We start from the raw sequence: 17,413 nt of genomic DNA, 5'->3' as shown, positions 1-17,413 counted from the left end.
AAGGGAAATGAAGGAGGAAGGAGGAGGGAAGAAGGACGAAGGAAGAAAACGGCTGAAAGAAAATAAAAACTTATTAGTCATTACGAGGAGTTTAGCGACGAAGTAATCTACATTGATAGTTATATAGATTGCCACGCTTCGCTCGCAATGACTTGGAAAGTAATTTACATGTCGGTCGCTTTCGCTATGCGCCGGGTTTAACTCACAAATTTTGTGGCATATTAAATATATGAGGAACAAAATAGCTTCACTGCGCAGCGGCCCGGCATTTTTTGATATAAATACTCCACATATCTCGGACCGTCTTGTGTATGCCAATGAACTAGCCTTTGTATTTCCGGCGCAGTCGCCTATTCATCCGGGACATTTGCTGGTGTGCCCCAGACGGCCAATAAAAACTATAAACGAAATTTCAGTTGAAGAATTTTCTGCTGTTCTGAATATTATCAAAAAGATGCTACCGGTCCTGCAAAAAGTTTTTCAGGCCGAAAGGTTTGATTTCGCCTGGAATGAAGGCAGGATAGCCGGACAAAGTGTAGCTCACCTGCATTTTCATATTATTCCCAGACACGAAGGTGACGACGGGGTTAGCAATTATCAGACGGATGATGTGCCCGGGCCAAGGGAAAATATCATTCTTCCGGAAAACAAGTTTGTTTACGCGGTACTTGCCACGAACCCGATAGTCCCGGGACATATACTTTTACATCCGCGCAAAAGAGTAAGGTCAATTACAGAAATACCTGAAAATGTTCAAGCAGGGTTACAGCAGCTGATAATAGCGACCAAAAAAATATTTAGCGCCGCAGACGGATTTAACTACGCCTGGCATGAAACCAGCGGCAGATTTTTTGAGTTAGCGCTGCTTCCCAGGAAAAAAGGCGACCAGGATTCGTTAGGCTATGACCCCAGAAATTATCTGTATAGAATAAAAAATGTTAATGACCGGCAAAAGGAAGACACTGCGGGCCTGAAGGAAATTGCCAGATTAATAAGGGAGAAAATGTAAGGGGTAAGAGATAGGTGGTAGGGGGTAAGTTGAATCGTGGAGTCGAGTCATGCTGAGCCAGTTTACCCAGAGCTTGTCGAAGGGAAGCATGGCCAAGTATTACGAAGCATGACAGTAGAAAGTTGAATCGTGAAGCGTGAAAAGTGAAACGTCATTTCGACCGGAGCGAAGCGCAGGCGGCGTCATTCCGAGCGAAGTCGAGGAATCTTTTGTTAACAACTTCTAATAAATTTCATAACAAAGTTTTTAATAATTTATACATGGGCTCACAATTTGCTTTTAAAACAGCAGCTTCGCTGGCTTTCATATATGAGACAGTAAAGTCATTATTATTGTCAGGATAATGTATTCGGTCTACTCCATTTTTAAGGCATAACAAATCGCAAAAAAGCCTTATAGTCCTACCGTTACCCTCTCGAAAAGGATGAATAGAGATCAGTTCACATTTATAATAGACCAATTTTTTCAGGCTGAATTTTTTCAGATATTTATCATCAGCTAACTTGTTATCAAGGTCAGACATAAGTTGGGGTATATATTGAGGCATTGCAAATGTAGTTTTATCTTTTTTCAAGGTTACGGTCCGGAATTTTCCTGCCCAGGGATATAACTTTTCCAAAAAATATTTATGAATACTTTTTAATAAAAGTGAATCCAATTTATCAATTTTCTCAATCTGCGAATAGAAATATTCAACTGTTCTTGCCAATGCCATGTTTTCAAACTCGGTTAACAATTCATCATTTTTTATGTTAAGTTTATTAACTAATATATAGGTGTCGGGATAGTATTTATTCTCAGGATGCTTGCCGGAAACATAGTAACGATCAGTCACGATAAGCTTTTTTGAAAAGCAATTCAGCTTCTTTCTTGATTTTTGAAGAAGAACCTTTATATCCTTCAATGCTGGAGGATGATTTTGCTATCTTACGGGCTTCATTTTTAGTTAATTTCATAATCGTATTATACCATTTAAACAGTACCACATTCAATAATGACTACCCCGCTACAAATCCACCTTCAGCGGAATAATCACATTGGAAATCCAATAAAAAGCGTATTTTTTTACACTATTTTTACATTTTCCCGGCCTTTATTTACTTGTGATATCTTTTCTTTGAACTATAATTGACATCAGTTACTAATTAAACTGGAGCAAATAATGAAATTTATAATTGCCGGGATTATTGTTGTATTGCTACTGATTTATTTGGTTTACGCCATGTTTAACCCGGAAAAATTTTAGGGTCTGTCCAAATGATAAATGGCATAATGCAAATTGCAGCCTATTTCTTTTTCCTAATACTGCTTGTACCGATATTCGGCAGCTACATGGCCGCTGTTTTAGAAGGCCGCAGACATATACTGAGCTCTGTTTTCGGCTGGTTGGAAAAATTAATCTACAAAATTTGTTTCATCGATGAAAAGCAGGAAATGAATTGGAAAGATTATTTAGCCGCGCTGCTTTGGTTTAATTTATTTGGGTTTCTGGCAGTATTATTTTTACAGCTATTGCAACATCATTTACCCCTGAACCCTAATCATATGCCTAAAGCGGAACTATTCTCGGCAATAAACACCGCTGTCAGTTTTATGACAAACACTAATTGGCAGGGTTATGCCGGCGAAACAACCATGAGTTATCTGACGCAAATGTTTGGCCTGACCGTACAAAATTTCTTAAGTGCGGCTACGGGCCTGGCTGTATTCGCAGTATTAGTCCGCGGATTTATACGCATGAAAACTGCTGAACTGGGTAATTTTTGGGCTGATATTACCAGAAGTGTTGTTTATATCCTGCTTCCGATTTGCCTTGTTTTTTCTTTGCTATTAGTAAGTCAGGGAGTAATTCAAAATTTTTCAGCCAATAAGGAAATAATTACTCTGGAACAGCAAAAACAAACTCTGCCCTTCGGACCGGTTGCTTCACAAATTGCCATTAAACAGCTGGGAACTAATGGCGGTGGTTACTTTAACGCCAATAGTGCTCATCCCTATGAAAATCCTACCCCTACTTCCAACTTTCTGGAAATGCTCGCAATTTTAATACTGCCGGCTGCACTTGTTTACAGCTTTGGCATAATGATCGGCTCCAGAAAACATGCCATTATTATTTTTACGGTAATGCTTATTATTTTGCTGCTGGGCCTATTTATAGCCCTCCACTACGAATACTCCATAGGACATTCACTAGGTACCAGGCTTATGGAAGGTAAGGAAACCCGTCTGGGCGTAGTGAACAGCATTCTTTGGGGCGCTACAACTACAGCAGTATCTAACGGGTCTGTTAATGCCATGCATTCCAGTTTTACACCGCTAACAGGTGGTGTGGCTATGTTTAATATTATGCTGGGCGAAATCATTTTCGGCGGTATCGGCTCAGGAATGTACGGAATGATACTTTTTATCATGCTGACAGTATTTTTGGCAGGACTTATGGCAGGACGTACACCTGAATATTTAGGGAAAAAAATCGAAAAAAAAGAAATTCTACTGGCAATAATCGGTATTCTCACATCATCAATTTTCATTTTGTTCGGTACCAGCCTGGCTTTAGCAATACCGGCGGGATCAAGCAGTACAACCATACCCGGGCCTCATGGGTTCAGCGAAATATTATACGCGTTTACTTCTGCCGCCGGGAATAACGGCAGTGCCTTTGCCGGGTTAAATGCCAATACCCCTTTTTATAATCTGGCCCTGGCCATGGTGATGCTCATAGGCAGATTTTCTGTAATAATTCCTTGTATTATTATTGCCGGAAGTATGGCCAATAAAAAAACAATCCCTGCTTCCTCGGGCACTTTTTCAACAAATGATATTACTTTCGCTGTACTTTTGTTTGGAGTCATATTAATAGTGGCGGGGCTGAATTTTTTTCCGGCTTTAGCATTAGGTCCGGTAATGGAGCATTTTTTGCTCTTAAGCCATAAATTATTATTTTAGGAAATATCATGAACGAACAAAATAATGTAAAAATAGACAGTAAAATTTATAAACAAGCAGCACTGGATGCTTTTAAAAAATTTGCCCCCGGTGTGCAGATGCGTAATCCGGTTATGTTTGTATGTTACATAGGGGCCATACTTACGGCTTTGATAACTTTGCAGAATATTGCAGAACATAATTCCTTTACCTTTGAGTTGCAAATCAGCCTGTGGTTATGGGCCACAGTTTACTTTGCAAATTTTGCCGAGGCAGTTGCCGAGGGACACAGTAAAGCTCAGGCTGAGAGCTTAAAAAAAACACGCAAAGATAATATCGCGAAACTACTGATTAATGGAAAAATAAAAAATGTAGCGGCCGCAACTTTAAAAAAAGGTGACACTGTGATTTGCGAAGCAAACGATATAATTCCTGCAGACGGCGATGTTATTGAAGGCATAGCCAGCGTAGATGAGTCGGCCATCACAGGAGAATCTGCTCCTGTTATCAGGGAAAGCGGCGGGGATAGAAGCGCAGTTACGGGCGGTACAAGGGTCATAAGTGACAAAATTATTATAAAAGTAACAGTGGAAAAAGGCGAAGGATTTATTGACCGCATTATAACGATGATTGAGGGCGCGAAACGTCAAAAAACTCCTAATGAAATTGCCTTAAGCGTGGTTTTGTCCGGAATGACGATTGTTTTTCTGGTAACTGTGGCTACGCTTAAGTTTTTCGCTGATTATGCTACAAGATCAGCCGGTCAGGACAGCAGTATTATGGTTTCGATTACAGTGCTTACCGCGCTGCTGGTATGCTTAATACCTACAACAATCGGCGGACTGCTTAGCGCTATAGGAATTGCCGGTATTAATAAACTGATTAAAAAAAATGTAATTGCCAAAAGCGGCAGGGCTATTGAAGCCGCTGGTGATATTGATATTATTTTGTTGGATAAAACAGGGACCATTACTCTGGGGAACAGAATGGCAACCGCCTTTTTCCCTGTGCAGGGAATAACAGAAGAAAAGCTGGCAGAGGTAGCCCAGGCCGCGTCTTTATCGGACGAAACACCTGAAGGCCGTTCTGTTGTGGTTTTAGCTAAAAACAGGTTTAACCTGCGTTCAATCCATAACATAGAAGGCGTGCCGAACTTTATTCCGTTTTCTGCCCAGACGCAAATGAGCGGAGTAGATTACACGGATGAAAAAGGTATGATAAAAACCTCTATCCGTAAAGGAGCGGTGGAAGCTATTTGTCGTTATGCAAAGGAACTTGGAGAAAATATCCCCACAGAAATCGAACAACTTGGAAAACAAATCGCACAGGAGGGTGGTACTCCTCTGGCAGTCAGCGAAAATGGACTCATCCTGGGAATTATTCAGTTGAAAGATATGGTTAAAGGCGGCATTAAAGAAAGGTTCGCGGAACTGCGCAAAATGGGTATACGTACGGTAATGATTACAGGGGATAATCCTCTGACAGCCGCGGCTATCGCGGCAGAAGCAGGTGTGGATGACTTCATTGCCGAAGCTACTCCCGAGTCCAAGCTATCCCGTATAAGGCTGGAACAGGATGGTGGACATTTGGTGGCCATGACCGGTGACGGTTCCAATGACGCGCCGGCCCTGGCTCAAGCCGATGTAGGAGTAACAATGAATACCGGCACACAGGCAGCCAGAGAAGCCGGGAATATGATAGATTTGGACAGTAATCCTACAAAACTTATCGAAATCGTGGAAACCGGCAAACAAATATTGATGACCCGGGGCGCCTTGACAACATTCAGTATCGCTAATGATGTGGCTAAATATTTTGCTATTATCCCGGCCATGTTCGGTTTTTTGTATTCGGTTAATAACCAGGGCCCCTTATCCGCATTAAATATTATGCGCCTGTCTTCACCGCAAAGCGCTATTCTGAGCGCCGTAATTTTTAATGCCCTGATAATAGTATTTTTGATCCCTCTGGCCCTACGCGGCGTTCCTTATTATGCCCGCAGCGCCTCGGCGTTGGTAATGCGTAATTTATTAATTTATGGTCTGGGCGGAATAATTTTACCGTTTATCGGGATCAAGTTGATCGATATTATAGTTATCGGTCTCAAATTGGTTTCGTAAGGAGGATTTATGAAAACCATAAAATCAGCGTTCCTGCTTTTTTTGGCGCTGACTATACTTACAGGCTTGATATATCCACTGCTGATAACCATTGCCTCGTTAAAGTTTTTCCCGGAAAAGGCCCAGGGAAGCTTGTTGACAGTAAATAATAAAATTGTGGGCTCAAGCCTGATCGGACAACAATTTATAAGCCCAAAATATTTTTGGCCCCGTCCTTCGGCTATTGATTATGACCCGCTACCTTCTGGCGGTAGTAATTTGGCGATAAGCAGTAAAGCAATGCAAAAAGCTATAGCCGATCGTAAAGCGTCATTTTTAACAAATAATTTTACAGCCAAAGAAGTTCCGGCTGAAATGTTATTTACATCCGGTAGCGGACTGGACCCACATATAAGTTTAAAAGCCGCTGAGCTGCAGGTAGACAGAATTATTAAAGCACGTAACTGGTCTGAAGCGGAAAAGAAGAAAATCGAGGGGTTAATTTACAAAATAGCAGAAGCCAGAGATTTTCATGTTTTGGGAGAACCCAGGGTTAATGTACTGAAATTAAATCTTGCCCTTGATACACTTGTTATAATAGAGAAATGAGCTATAAGGATAACAGACCTGATCCTGACGCGCTTCTTAAAGCTGTAAAGCATTCTGAAAACACGTCTTCATCCGGCCATCTGCGCATTTTCCTGGGTATGTGCGCGGGCGTGGGTAAAACATACGCAATGCTGGAAGCGGCTGATGTTCTGCTAAAAGAAAAGGTAGATGTGATTATAGGGTTAGTAGAAACCCATGGCAGAAAAGAAACAGAGTCCCTGGCCCAAAAAATCCCAAAAATCCCCAGATTAAAAGTGGAATACAAAAATAAAGTTTTTGAAGAGCTGGACATAGAAGCAGTTTTGAAACGCAAACCGCAGGTGGTCCTGGTGGATGAACTCGCTCATACTAACATCCCGGGTATGAGGCACGCCAAGCGTTGGCAAGATGTAGAGGAACTTTTAAATCAGGGAATTAATGTCTATACAACTTTAAATATTCAACATGTGGAAAGCCGCAAAGAAGATGTGGAGCTGATAACCGGCATTACGGTCCGTGAGCTGGTCCCTGATTCCATACTGGAACGAGCGGACCAGATTGAATTGATAGATTTACCTCCGGATGTCCTACAGTTGCGCATAAAAGAAGGTAAAGTATATCTTGAGGACAGGGCTATAACCGCGCTGGACAATTTTTTTAAAACCGACCAGTTAACAGCATTACGTGAGCTTGCGCTTCGTTTTACCAGCGAGATTGTCCATAAGGATCTGGACTACCTGACCAGCTTGAGCGGGAATACAAAATTTTTGAGAACAAATGAGCGGTTTATGGTAGCTGTAAGCCATAGCCCTCATTCTAAAAGATTAATAAGAGCGACCAGACGTATCGCGTTTGCCACCAATTCCACATGGATAGCTCTTAATGTGCAAAACAGTGCTGTATTATCCGATGAAGACAACAGGCGTTTGGCAGAAAACCTGGAACTTGCCAGACAACTTGGCGCTGAAGTTATTTCAACTGTTGATACTGATATCATCGCGGCTATAAAACGTATTGTTGAGTCGCGTCTGATAACCCAAATCATTGTTGGTCGACCTCGTCCGAATTTTATCCAAAAAATAATCCAAAGCGGCACGTTATTGGACCGCATGGTAAAAGAAATTAACATTGACGTGCATGTATTAAGAGAAGACTCTTTGCCTGAACAGACGAAATTTAAACCAACCATGAATGTCAAGATCACTCTAAAAGGAAATTATTGGCAAACAATATGGATACTTCTGATCGTAACTCTGATCAATTTTCTATTGGTACCTTATCTGGGATATAAGTCGATCGGTTTTATATATTTATTGGCTATAACTATTATCAGTATGTTCGCGAGGTTCGGGCCGCTTATTTTCTCAGCCTTGCTCAGTGCTTTGCTTTGGAATTATTTTTTTATTCCCCCTGTCGGAACTTTCTTCATCCGGGAAGCAGCGGATTTGATAATGTGTTTAGCCTATGGCTTTACCGCAATTATCACCGGACTGTTGGCACATCGGATCAGAGAACGTGAACGTTTGCTGCGTATCAGGGAAACCCGGACCGAAACCATGTTCAACATTGTTAAAATTATTGCCCAAGCTAAAGAGAGAACTGAATGTATTAAAGATTTTACCGAACAAGTTCAAACAATTTTTAATGGCAAAATATTAATTTTTTACATTGATAAAATTAATTCCAAGGACCTGCAAACCATCGATCCTGCCGTGTTTGATAAAAAACAACTGGCTGTGGTGAACTGGGTGTTCGAAAACAATCAACCCGCTGGCTGGTCTACAGATACATTGTCGCTTTCCAGCGCTTTTTATGTCCCCCTGAACGGCTCCTCAATGATGACCGGAGTTTTATCTTTTGAGCCGAAGCAATCCAAACCCTTAACACCGGATGAAAAAACTCTTCTGCAGGTAATTTCAAAACAACTGGCAATTTATCTGGAAAAAAAACTTTTTCAGGAAAGGTCGCGTGACGCCCAGAAACTGGAAGAATCGGAAAGGCTTTATCAAACCATATTTAATAGTATCTCCCATGAATTAAAAACACCTATGACCGCTATTGTCGGCCTGGCATCGGCTCTCCAAAATGAACAAATGCATAATAACAAAAAAATCCGTTCACAATTACTGGAAGAATTGGGGGAAGCTGTAGAACGGTTGAATTACGAAATAACCAACATTCTGGATATGTCCAGGTTATCTTCCGGAGTTTTGACTTTAAAAAAGGAATGGAATGATATCGGAGAAGTGCTTTCAACTTGTATCGGAAATTTGAGCAAACAACTGGCGGAGCATAAACTTAAACTGGATATTAAAGACAAGTTACCGTTTATACAAATTGATTATGGGTTAATGGAAACCGCCATAAAAAATATTTTATTAAATGCTGCAATCTATACTCCCCAAAAATCCATAATCAGCATAAATGTCAGTAATGACGAAAGACAACTGACAATTACCATAGCCGATAACGGCCCGGGTGTGCCCCCGGAACTTCTATCCGCTATTTTCGATAAATTTTACAGGGTACCCGGCTCTCCGACCGGCGGTACTGGGCTCGGCTTAACAATAGCCAAAAGCGTAATAGAAGCCCACGGAGGTTCCATAAAAGCTATGAACCGAATTAAGGGAGGGTTAGAAATACAAATTGCCTTACCCCTGACACTCCAACCGAAATTACCTGCTGAGGAAAACCCATGAACCGGGGTGCAAAAATACTCATAATTGACGATGAAAAATCTATCAGAAGATTTCTGGAAATAAGTCTGGACGCCCAGGGATATAAGCTTTTTTTAGCCAAAACCGGTAAAGATGGACTGGAAATGTTTAATAACAATCACCCTGATGTTGTTATTCTTGACCTGGAACTGCCGGATATTCCCGGCCAAACAGTACTAAGTAATATTCGAGCGCAATCTGCTGTCCCCGTAATAATATTAACAGTAAGTAACACCGACAAAGAGAAAGAAAATTTACTGGACGCCGGAGCAGATGATTATCTGACCAAACCTTTCAGCATGACTGAACTCCTGGCCAGAATACGCGTTGCCCTGAGACATGCTGTAAACCTGAAGGAATCCCCTGTTTATTCCAATGGCCCATTGGAAATAAATTTTAATACCAGAGTAGTAAAAGTAAATACACTCCTGGTTGAACTTACACCTACAGAATTTAACCTTTTAAAGGTCCTGGTAAAATATGAAGGGAAAATTATAACTCAAAGCCAGTTATTAAAAGAAGTCTGGGGCCCACATGCTGTGCAGCAGGCCCATTATGTACGCATTTATGTAAGTCAGTTGCGCAGAAAGCTGGAGAACAATACAGGCATAAAAGGACTGATCGGCACCGAACAGGGCGTAGGTTACCGACTGACTATATTTTAATAACTGTCATAAACCTTCCTTACCCTGACGGTTATCACATACCTTCAACTACAAAAAACTACTGTTTTGCAGCTGTGAGCAAACAATCCAGTAATGAGTTCTGAAGCATATCCATGTTATCCATATACTCTTTAAAGGTAAGCTCCTTGCCGGATACGTTCAACGCTTCTGTCAAAGTAAAGAAACTGTTATGTATTTCATATTCGTTAACAGCTGCTACGTTATCATGCCCGTCATCTGTGAACCCCTGATAAATTTTCATGAGGCTGACGCCGCTTCTGGACCAGAACACGACCAGCTTGAAATTTTTATCAAAGCCGACGTTGAGATGAACGGTAATAGTAGCGTCCGCTCCCAAATCTTTGGTAATCCGCGGATAAAGGCTTCTGTTGCCCATCTGGGCCAAAGCGTTAGCGGCTTCTCCTGAACCGAATGCTCCGATTCCGCCTCCGGTAGCCTTGAATCCGGTAGCAGGGATCATTCGAAATTTCATGGTTTTTTTGTCTTCCATGGTGTAATTGATCATGTCTTCGCTATCCTTGCCTGCCAATTTCTGGAAGTTGGCATTGGCCTGCACATCAGCCTTTGGCACCACTTCATATCCTGCGTCCTGAAATTTCTTTACAAAAGAATCATAGAGAAGGTCTGAACCCTGCCTGAAGTTGTCATCATTAAAAGCAAGCTTCATCTGGGTTTCCAGTCCCATTCTTTCATCTTCATAACTGGTGAGATAACACACTGTGAATTCCGCTATCGCTATTTTTTTGAGCGGCTTCAAGGCCTGGATATTTCCTCTGAAAATTTTACCGGCGGTCTGGAGCTGGGTATCACGATTCTTTAAATCCTCCAGAGATACTGAGGTTTCTCCGGCTTTACCTTTTCCTGGCCCCCTGGCCAGAGAAAATGATAAAAGACCGAAAATGATAATTACTACGAATAAAACTTTGCTTGTTCTCATAATGCTCCTCCTTACTATACGCATGCCTTCCGTAAAGATACTTTTATAATAGGCATGCTTATCGTAAACTAATATTATTGTACAACTATGACTATTAGGCAAATATTTTTTTATATTGGAAAACCGGTCCGTATTCTTTTGCACTGCGCTGTTGCGGGTAAAAAAGAATATCCGAAAAGCGCAGGCTTATCGATACTGTGCGGACCATTTATATGCGTTAAATATCCCGGAAGAATCTTATGCCGGTATTTCCGTAGGGAACTAAGGTAAGCGGCAGGGGAACATATCCCCGCCGCTTACCTTTTCGTTTACTTTATTTGCTGCAGTTTACCGTCTATTACTTTAGTCAGTATCACATAGTCCAGAGCCTGATGATTGGTGGGCGAAAACCCTATCTTCAGGCCGCCGATATCCAGGTCGGAAATGGATTCCATGGCAGCGATGAAAGAATCTCTATCCATGTCCTTGCCTGCTTTCTTTAAACCCTCAACCAAAACCATGGCATCGATGTAACCTTCGAAGCTGGTAAAGTTGATCTTGTCCTGCTGTCCGGCAGCGGTCATGGCTGCACGATAAGATTGTACCAGAGGTATGGAATCGGTCTCATATGGCACGGGAACAACTTCAGTTATCATTACATTTTCTTTATCCGAACCCAGCTCGGCAAGAAGTTCCTTGGTGCCCACAAAAGAAATGTTCACAAAGGCCCAGTTCATACCGGCGGCTTTGGCTTTTTTTATGAAAGCAGCGCAGGGTTTATAGGCTCCAACCATAATTACCGCATCCGGGTTTTCTACGCGCAGCTGCGTTAGGGCATCATCTACTTCTACAGTATTTCGGGCATAACGCGCGTCGCCGAAAAGCTGCATTTTGCGTTTCTTTAAAGCTTTCATCACGCCGGCTTTGCCCGCGTCACCATAACTGTCATTCTGCCCGAAAAAACCTATTTTTTTGTAACCGTTATTGACCAGGTAATTCACCATTACTTCGGTTTCATCATAATAGCTGGCCCGTACATTAAAAACATATTTATTGACCGGGTTCCTAAAGGCTTCCGCGCCGGTGAACGGAGCGATGAAGGGTACTCCGGCAACTGTGGCGATAGGTACCGCGGCCTTGGAAGTGGGTGTGCCCACATACCCGAATAATACAAAAACATTTTCCTTATCTATCAGCTCATTGGTATTGGGTACGGTATTAGCCGGTTCATAACCGTCATCCTTACTGATCAGGACAATTTTCCGGCCATTGATCCCTCCGGCATTGTTAATATTATCAAAATATACCGAAGCACCGGTCATGATACCCTGGCCCAAAGCCGAAGTCGGACCGGTAAGCGCGTTACACATACCTACCCTGATGCTATCATCGGTTATTCCGTCCACCGCGAAACAAGCAGTCAACAGCAGAGAAAAAACACTTATCAAAAATATGATCTTTTTCATTTATTTTACTCCTTCCTTTGTTGCTAAAAAAAGCCTCCTTCCTTTATAGTTGATAAAAAAATAAAATTTCCGTTTATTAAACTTATTTTCCACCATAAACCAGATTATTCAACTGGTCTACACTTTCGCTGAGTTCACGCGCCTGTTTATTAAGTGCTTCAGACGTGGAGCTGGTTTCCACAGCATTGGCAGATACATTCTGGGTTACTTTGGCGATATCGCCGATAGCCCTGTTTATTTCCTGAGTACCCTGTGACTGTTTTTTTATGGATTCAGCAGTTTCGTAAGTAAAGGAAGATACCTTATCGGTCTGCTCATTAATCTTTTTAAGTGATAAAGCTACCTTCTGGGTGGATTCAAACCCTTTCTGGGATAGACCTATACTGTTCTCGATGATAGAAGCTGTATCCCTGGCGGCCTGAGCGCTGCGCTGGGCCAGGTTTCTGACCTCTTCGGCCACTACCGCGAAGCCTTTGCCTGCTTCTCCTGCTCTGGCTGCCTCTACAGCCGCGTTCAGAGCCAGAAGATTGGTTTGGAAAGCAATATCATCTATAGTTTTCAAAATTTTAGAGATCTTGTCGCTGGAAGCGTTTATTTCATTCATATGGTCCATTAACTCCGTCATTTCCCGGTTAGCTTCTTCGGCAACCTGTTTGGTATTCCCTGTCAATTCCGAGGCCTGACTGATATTACTGACATTTTTTTCGGAGAGGGACACGGATTCGTTCAGAGCATTGGTCGATTCTTCAATGGCCGCGGACTGATCGGAACTGACCCTGGCCAGTTCCTGGCTGGAAGCAAACAGCTGAGAAGCCGCGCTGATAACCTGCTGCACACTTTTATTCATTATCTCCATGGCTCTGACGATGGGCAAGGTAATTGAGCGCTGCAAAAAAAACGAAATCAGGATCATGCCCAGTACCATAAAAACCCCAATACCTAAAACAAATTTTATGATCAGGTCCGCTGTTTTATTTAACGAAACTATAGCCGATTCCTGCGATTTACGGGCAGAGTCGGCTTCCTCTTTGCTGGCGCTGAGCTGTCTGGAAACCACTTCATTCATTTTCCTGATCATTTCTTCCAGGTCCAGCCTGTATTTAATTGACTGCTCCAGCTTGTCCGCAATACCTTCTTTGCTCATGAACAGGGCATCCTCTTCTTTGAGGTTATTTATATATTCCCGCAAATAAGCCGCTTCCCGGGTTTGTTTATTCGCTACCAGTATTGCGGTCAGTTCCGATGCTATAGAATAAGCTCTCCTGAAATTTTCCCTGATAAGCAGCAGCATTTCTTCCATATCTTTCAGATAAATAACGGAATAACAATAATTAATTTGCGCCTCAATATTTTTGTTCAATAAGGATAAGGAAGAAGTGTAATTAAGTACGGCATTGGTATTGGTGAACAAATGCACCTGGCTGGTCATGCCGGAAGTGCTGGTGCTAAGCAACTCAGCGGACTTGCTCAGTTCCTTTTCGATTAAGGGAATACAGTTATTGATCTCGAACAATACTTCTTTGGCAGCGTCATCCACAATATCTCTGAGCATTTCATTTTCATCATTGATCCGCTTGATCTGCTGGCTGATGATACCTTTGGACGAAGTAAGCCGACTGTTGATCTTGTTCAATCTTTTTCCCAGGTCCTGGACCAGAGCCTCTTTACCGTTCAATTCCTGCAGCGAAGACAGTATGGAGATAATCGTATTCCTGATACTGTCACGTAATTTGAGACAGGAATGTTCATCCGTAGTCAGAGAAATTCTGGAGGTATAGATATACAAATCTTTCAAACCGTTCCTGACAGAAACCATGGCCTGATTCTGCTTATTGGCGTCCATCAACTGATCGATATTGCCGATCATGGTGCCGGAAGAATTTTTCTGCAGGTTGCGAATGGTTTTTTCCAGCACATACATACTTTTGTCGGATAATTCATTTTTTCCCTTGATCACGGGTAATGAATCCCTGGCCTGTTCATCGGCAATTATTTTCTTCAGCGTATTATCCATGATCTTCAGGGTTATTTCCTTTATCTCCTGATAATTAAGCACCTTCCCGTTTTTGAGAGCGGCCAGCTCGGCACCTGATCTTTCAACCTGCTGTGATGAGCCTTTAACCCTGGTTATAAAGGCGTCATATTCGGGTTTGGTTTTAAAATTGGAAACTTCCACCAGATTGGCTATATGCGCTCCCAGCAGTCTTTCCAGGTTTAATACTTTTATCTGGTATGGAGTTGTTTTTCGGGTGAGCTGGTCTATATCCCGACGTATAAGCTTGAGCCCGGTCAGAAGCGAAAGCATTAAAAAAAACAAGGCGATGACAACTATAAACGAACTGAAGTAAATTTTAGTCTTTAAATTAAAAGATATCCCCACATATTCAGCATAAAATATTTTTCCTGTTTTGAGAATAGTTGCGTAACTTTATACACCTAATTTCTTTGCCTGATAACATGACACCGGCATTAATTGACTGGCCTGATTGTGCGCCAGGGTTCTTCTTTATAAACAGGTATTTTTACCCGCGTTAATTCTTTGCCATGTATTGACCTGGGTATAAATATCGGGCTGCGATTATCTATATGCAGTTTTAAACCGTGCTTCACATAAAAGGACTGGCGGAGATAAGATATTTCTATATATTGCTTGGAGCCCAATTCGATGACGCCGGACACAGCTTCACGTTCGGTGGGCGCATCCAGCCGGCGATATGGGGCTATAGGCGTAAAAACATAACCGGAATGATCGTAGGGTATTTCCAGTCCCTGATAAGAAAAATTTTCCGCGGTGGAGCCCAGGGCCGTACAAAGTAAAAAACCGTTGCCCCGGAAGTTAAATCCCGCTTCCGGCATTTCAATTCTAAGCGGAGAATCTCCGATATAATTCAACACCACTTCGTTAATCACCCGCAATCTTGTTTCCTGCCCTCTGCTGCGGTATCCCAGGATCAAATCACCATAACGGTCATGGCCTATGGTCCGCAGGGGCAAACCTATGGAAAAAAGATTACGTTGCGCAAGCGAATATTTATTTGCCAAAAAATTTTTCAGTGTGGCTGAAACCTTGTCCGCTTCAATGAGGGGCGCGGCATTATAGGTGCCCCCTTTTATTCCAAAAACCGGCACTTGCAGATCCGGCATCTGCCTGACTGTAGCGATATTGGTACCGTCACCGCCGATCACGATCTGCAGTAAAGAACCGAAACCATTGCGTATCAGAGGTATACCGAAATCGCGGGCCATGTTATCTATTACCGGCAATATATTATTCAGCCGGCTGTGACTGCTGAAAATAAGCCCGATAGTCGGAGCCTTGCCTGCCAGCCAGGGAAAGGGATCAATTAAGGATATGATTTTGTTTAGCATAATTAACTTTCTCTTGGTCATGTTTGGTCATGCTTCCCTTCGACAAGCTCAGGGTAAACTGGCTCAGTATGACCAATGTTTATGTCACCCTTCGTCAGGCTCAGGGTGACTCTTGCACTGCACTCTTAAACAAAAGATTCCTCGACTTCGCTCGGTATGACGCCTTTCACTTTTCACGTTTCACTATTCACTTTTCACGGTTCACGCTTCACGCGTCACGCGTCACGGTTCACGATAATATAACGTTAAATAAGGGGAATAATTTCAGCTAATCAAAGAGAAATTTTCAGAGATCAGTAATAAAAGATGTATTCCTTGACACCTTTTCTATAGGTGAATTTACCTTTCAGTCTGCCGTCTTCATCGTATTCCAGAGAATCTCCGTCCAGTTTGTTATCACGATACGACCAGGCAAAATGCAGGTCGCCGTCCTGATAAAACTCTCTGGTTATTCCGTTTAACCTGTTATTTTTGTATTTTCTAAGGAAATGTATGTCACCCGTATTATAATATTCTTTGCAGACACCATTCAGCTGATTGTTCTTTATAGCCAACTCCATAAATATTTTACCTTTTTCATCTCTGGCCCTGACTATGCCGTTCGGCACCTTTCCGGTTTGCGCGGCAATGCTGTCGTCATCGGTTAAATTCCAGGAAGCAATGTTTTTATTGTTTTGGGAAAATACATAAGTGCTTGTATTATAATCTCCCGGAATAACCTTAAAAGTGATTTCAGCAGTGAACACCGGCACGATTACCAACAGAATTACCAAAAAAATCCTTTGCAGATATACCATGATTTAAATATACAATAAGAAATAAAAGAAAAAAAGATGCGGAAGAAATCCTCTAATGATTTGTCATTCCGTTCAGCACACGGTTTCTTCCTGTTTGTTTGGCTGTTTTCATGCGTTCGTCAGCTGTTTTTAAATGGATAATGAATACATGCATCATGGCTAACTGTTCCTGTGATAATTCTTCAAAAAAATCCTCACTGATACCTGCTTCTTTTTTTAATAATTCTATAAGTACGTCCTTCGGCAGATTTTTATTCATTTCCGTAAATGACCTCAGTGTATGATAATCAAGGGACTCCACGCCGATACTCGCGGTCAGATTGAGGTTGATATTCAGTTTGAGGCTATCCGGTTTAATACCTCTTTTTTCAAAAATGTCCTCCACAGCTTTGATGGTGTTGTCATTGAATGGTATATCCGCACCGGTTATATTGTTTTCAATAATATGCGAAAACAGTTCGTTCAGAGCTTCTTTGAAATTTTCATTTTCCGTCTCTTTTATAACGATTTGGTTGCTGTTCAGTTTTGACCATAAAATTTCCTTGGTCGGGTTTTCCAACTGTTCATATTTGATCATGTTTATAATAATTTTCAGCAGGTCAAGTTCGCCTTTGTGATCGCTTATCACCGGCAGATCTCTGATTTCTAAAGGGTGTTCTTCCAGATATTTTCGGAAAGTTTCCATTCTCAGAAAACCGTCTTTTTTGTCGCAGTCATCCAGCAATACGACAAATTCCTCACCCCCGTAACGGGTGATGATATCTTCACCTCTGAACTGTTTTTTGCTTATCATGGATAAATACTGCAGTACCTTGTCGCCGGTAGGATGATCGAAAATATC

The 17,413-nt window shown here is 41.9% G+C and carries 14 protein-coding genes; 6 read left to right on the top strand and 8 right to left on the bottom strand.

Translation table 11 applies throughout. The features are described 5' to 3' along the window. Window positions 1–229: 229 nt before the first annotated feature. Window positions 230–1,009 carry an HIT domain-containing protein gene (locus tag PHV30_07995; GenBank protein MDD5456958.1) on the top strand — a complete coding sequence of 260 codons (780 nt, stop codon included), beginning with the start codon at window positions 230–232 and terminating at the stop codon, window positions 1,007–1,009. Between the two features lie 232 nt (window positions 1,010–1,241). On the opposite strand, the gene PHV30_07990 is transcribed toward PHV30_07995, so the two are convergent. Then, window positions 1,242–1,844 (bottom strand): Fic family protein, encoded by a 603-nt coding sequence (locus PHV30_07990; protein ID MDD5456957.1) that lies wholly within the window; start codon window positions 1,842–1,844, stop codon window positions 1,242–1,244. Further along, window positions 1,837–1,965, bottom strand: a complete 129-nt coding sequence (locus PHV30_07985; GenBank protein ID MDD5456956.1) for a hypothetical protein — start codon at window positions 1,963–1,965, stop codon at window positions 1,837–1,839. Before PHV30_07985 ends, PHV30_07990 begins: the two co-directional genes overlap by 8 nt. A gap of 301 nt (window positions 1,966–2,266) precedes the next feature. Between PHV30_07985 and kdpA the strand changes: the two genes are divergently transcribed. The 5 genes from kdpA to PHV30_07960 are packed head-to-tail and all read left to right on the top strand — an operon-like array spanning window position 2,267 to window position 10,003. Further along, the gene (gene kdpA, locus PHV30_07980) at window positions 2,267–3,955 is read left to right on the top strand and encodes a potassium-transporting ATPase subunit KdpA (GenBank protein ID MDD5456955.1); all 1,689 of its coding nucleotides are present in this window, start codon (window positions 2,267–2,269) and stop codon (window positions 3,953–3,955) included. A gap of 8 nt (window positions 3,956–3,963) precedes the next feature. After that, entirely contained in the window at window positions 3,964–6,054 is a 2,091-nt protein-coding gene (gene kdpB / locus PHV30_07975) for a potassium-transporting ATPase subunit KdpB (GenBank protein ID MDD5456954.1), read from the top strand. 9 nt (window positions 6,055–6,063) lie between these two features. Next, the gene (kdpC, locus tag PHV30_07970; protein MDD5456953.1) at window positions 6,064–6,642 is read left to right on the top strand and encodes a potassium-transporting ATPase subunit KdpC; all 579 of its coding nucleotides are present in this window, start codon (window positions 6,064–6,066) and stop codon (window positions 6,640–6,642) included. Continuing rightward, the gene (locus PHV30_07965; GenBank protein MDD5456952.1) at window positions 6,639–9,320 is read left to right on the top strand and encodes a sensor histidine kinase KdpD; all 2,682 of its coding nucleotides are present in this window, start codon (window positions 6,639–6,641) and stop codon (window positions 9,318–9,320) included. The genes kdpC and PHV30_07965 overlap by 4 nt, the downstream gene beginning before the upstream one ends. Continuing rightward, a complete protein-coding gene (locus PHV30_07960; GenBank protein ID MDD5456951.1) occupies window positions 9,317–10,003 on the top strand; it encodes a response regulator transcription factor in 687 nt (228 codons plus the stop codon). The genes PHV30_07965 and PHV30_07960 overlap by 4 nt, the downstream gene beginning before the upstream one ends. Window positions 10,004–10,061: 58 nt before the next feature. On the opposite strand, the gene PHV30_07955 is transcribed toward PHV30_07960, so the two are convergent. The 6 genes from PHV30_07955 to PHV30_07930 form a co-directional block, all read right to left on the bottom strand. After that, a complete protein-coding gene (locus PHV30_07955) occupies window positions 10,062–10,961 on the bottom strand; it encodes a hypothetical protein (GenBank protein ID MDD5456950.1) in 900 nt (299 codons plus the stop codon). Between the two features lie 308 nt (window positions 10,962–11,269). Then, the gene (locus PHV30_07950; protein MDD5456949.1) at window positions 11,270–12,406 is read right to left on the bottom strand and encodes an ABC transporter substrate-binding protein; all 1,137 of its coding nucleotides are present in this window, start codon (window positions 12,404–12,406) and stop codon (window positions 11,270–11,272) included. A gap of 82 nt (window positions 12,407–12,488) precedes the next feature. Then, window positions 12,489–14,786, bottom strand: a complete 2,298-nt coding sequence (locus tag PHV30_07945) for a methyl-accepting chemotaxis protein (protein MDD5456948.1) — start codon at window positions 14,784–14,786, stop codon at window positions 12,489–12,491. A gap of 89 nt (window positions 14,787–14,875) precedes the next feature. Further along, window positions 14,876–15,775 carry a hypothetical protein gene (locus tag PHV30_07940; GenBank protein ID MDD5456947.1) on the bottom strand — a complete coding sequence of 300 codons (900 nt, stop codon included), beginning with the start codon at window positions 15,773–15,775 and terminating at the stop codon, window positions 14,876–14,878. 293 nt (window positions 15,776–16,068) lie between these two features. Beyond that, the gene (locus tag PHV30_07935) at window positions 16,069–16,548 is read right to left on the bottom strand and encodes a hypothetical protein (GenBank protein ID MDD5456946.1); all 480 of its coding nucleotides are present in this window, start codon (window positions 16,546–16,548) and stop codon (window positions 16,069–16,071) included. Between the two features lie 76 nt (window positions 16,549–16,624). After that, the coding region (locus PHV30_07930) for a diguanylate cyclase (GenBank protein ID MDD5456945.1) at window positions 16,625–17,413 on the bottom strand (789 nt) is incomplete at its 5' end.

The organism is Candidatus Margulisiibacteriota bacterium (assembly GCA_028715625.1).
GTDB lineage: Bacteria > Margulisbacteria > Riflemargulisbacteria > GWF2-35-9 > GWF2-35-9 > JAQURL01.
Note: the sequence above shows the minus strand (reverse complement) of the source record. Positions and strands in the feature narration are given on the sequence as shown.

Bases quoted from the DNA above. Each gene is read 5' to 3' on its own strand.
- PHV30_07995 (MDD5456958.1), top strand. From the start codon at position 230: ATGAGGAACAAAATAGCTTCACTGCGCAGCGGCCCGGCATTTTTTGAT.
- PHV30_07985 (MDD5456956.1), bottom strand. From the start codon at position 1,965: ATGAAATTAACTAAAAATGAAGCCCGTAAGATAGCAAAATCATCCTCC.
- kdpA (MDD5456955.1), top strand. From the start codon at position 2,267: ATGATAAATGGCATAATGCAAATTGCAGCCTATTTCTTTTTCCTAATA.
- kdpB (MDD5456954.1), top strand. From the start codon at position 3,964: ATGAACGAACAAAATAATGTAAAAATAGACAGTAAAATTTATAAACAA.
- kdpC (MDD5456953.1), top strand. From the start codon at position 6,064: ATGAAAACCATAAAATCAGCGTTCCTGCTTTTTTTGGCGCTGACTATA.
- PHV30_07965 (MDD5456952.1), top strand. From the start codon at position 6,639: ATGAGCTATAAGGATAACAGACCTGATCCTGACGCGCTTCTTAAAGCT.
- PHV30_07960 (MDD5456951.1), top strand. From the start codon at position 9,317: ATGAACCGGGGTGCAAAAATACTCATAATTGACGATGAAAAATCTATC.
- PHV30_07955 (MDD5456950.1), bottom strand. From the start codon at position 10,961: ATGAGAACAAGCAAAGTTTTATTCGTAGTAATTATCATTTTCGGTCTT.
- PHV30_07950 (MDD5456949.1), bottom strand. From the start codon at position 12,406: ATGAAAAAGATCATATTTTTGATAAGTGTTTTTTCTCTGCTGTTGACT.
- PHV30_07940 (MDD5456947.1), bottom strand. From the start codon at position 15,775: ATGCTAAACAAAATCATATCCTTAATTGATCCCTTTCCCTGGCTGGCA.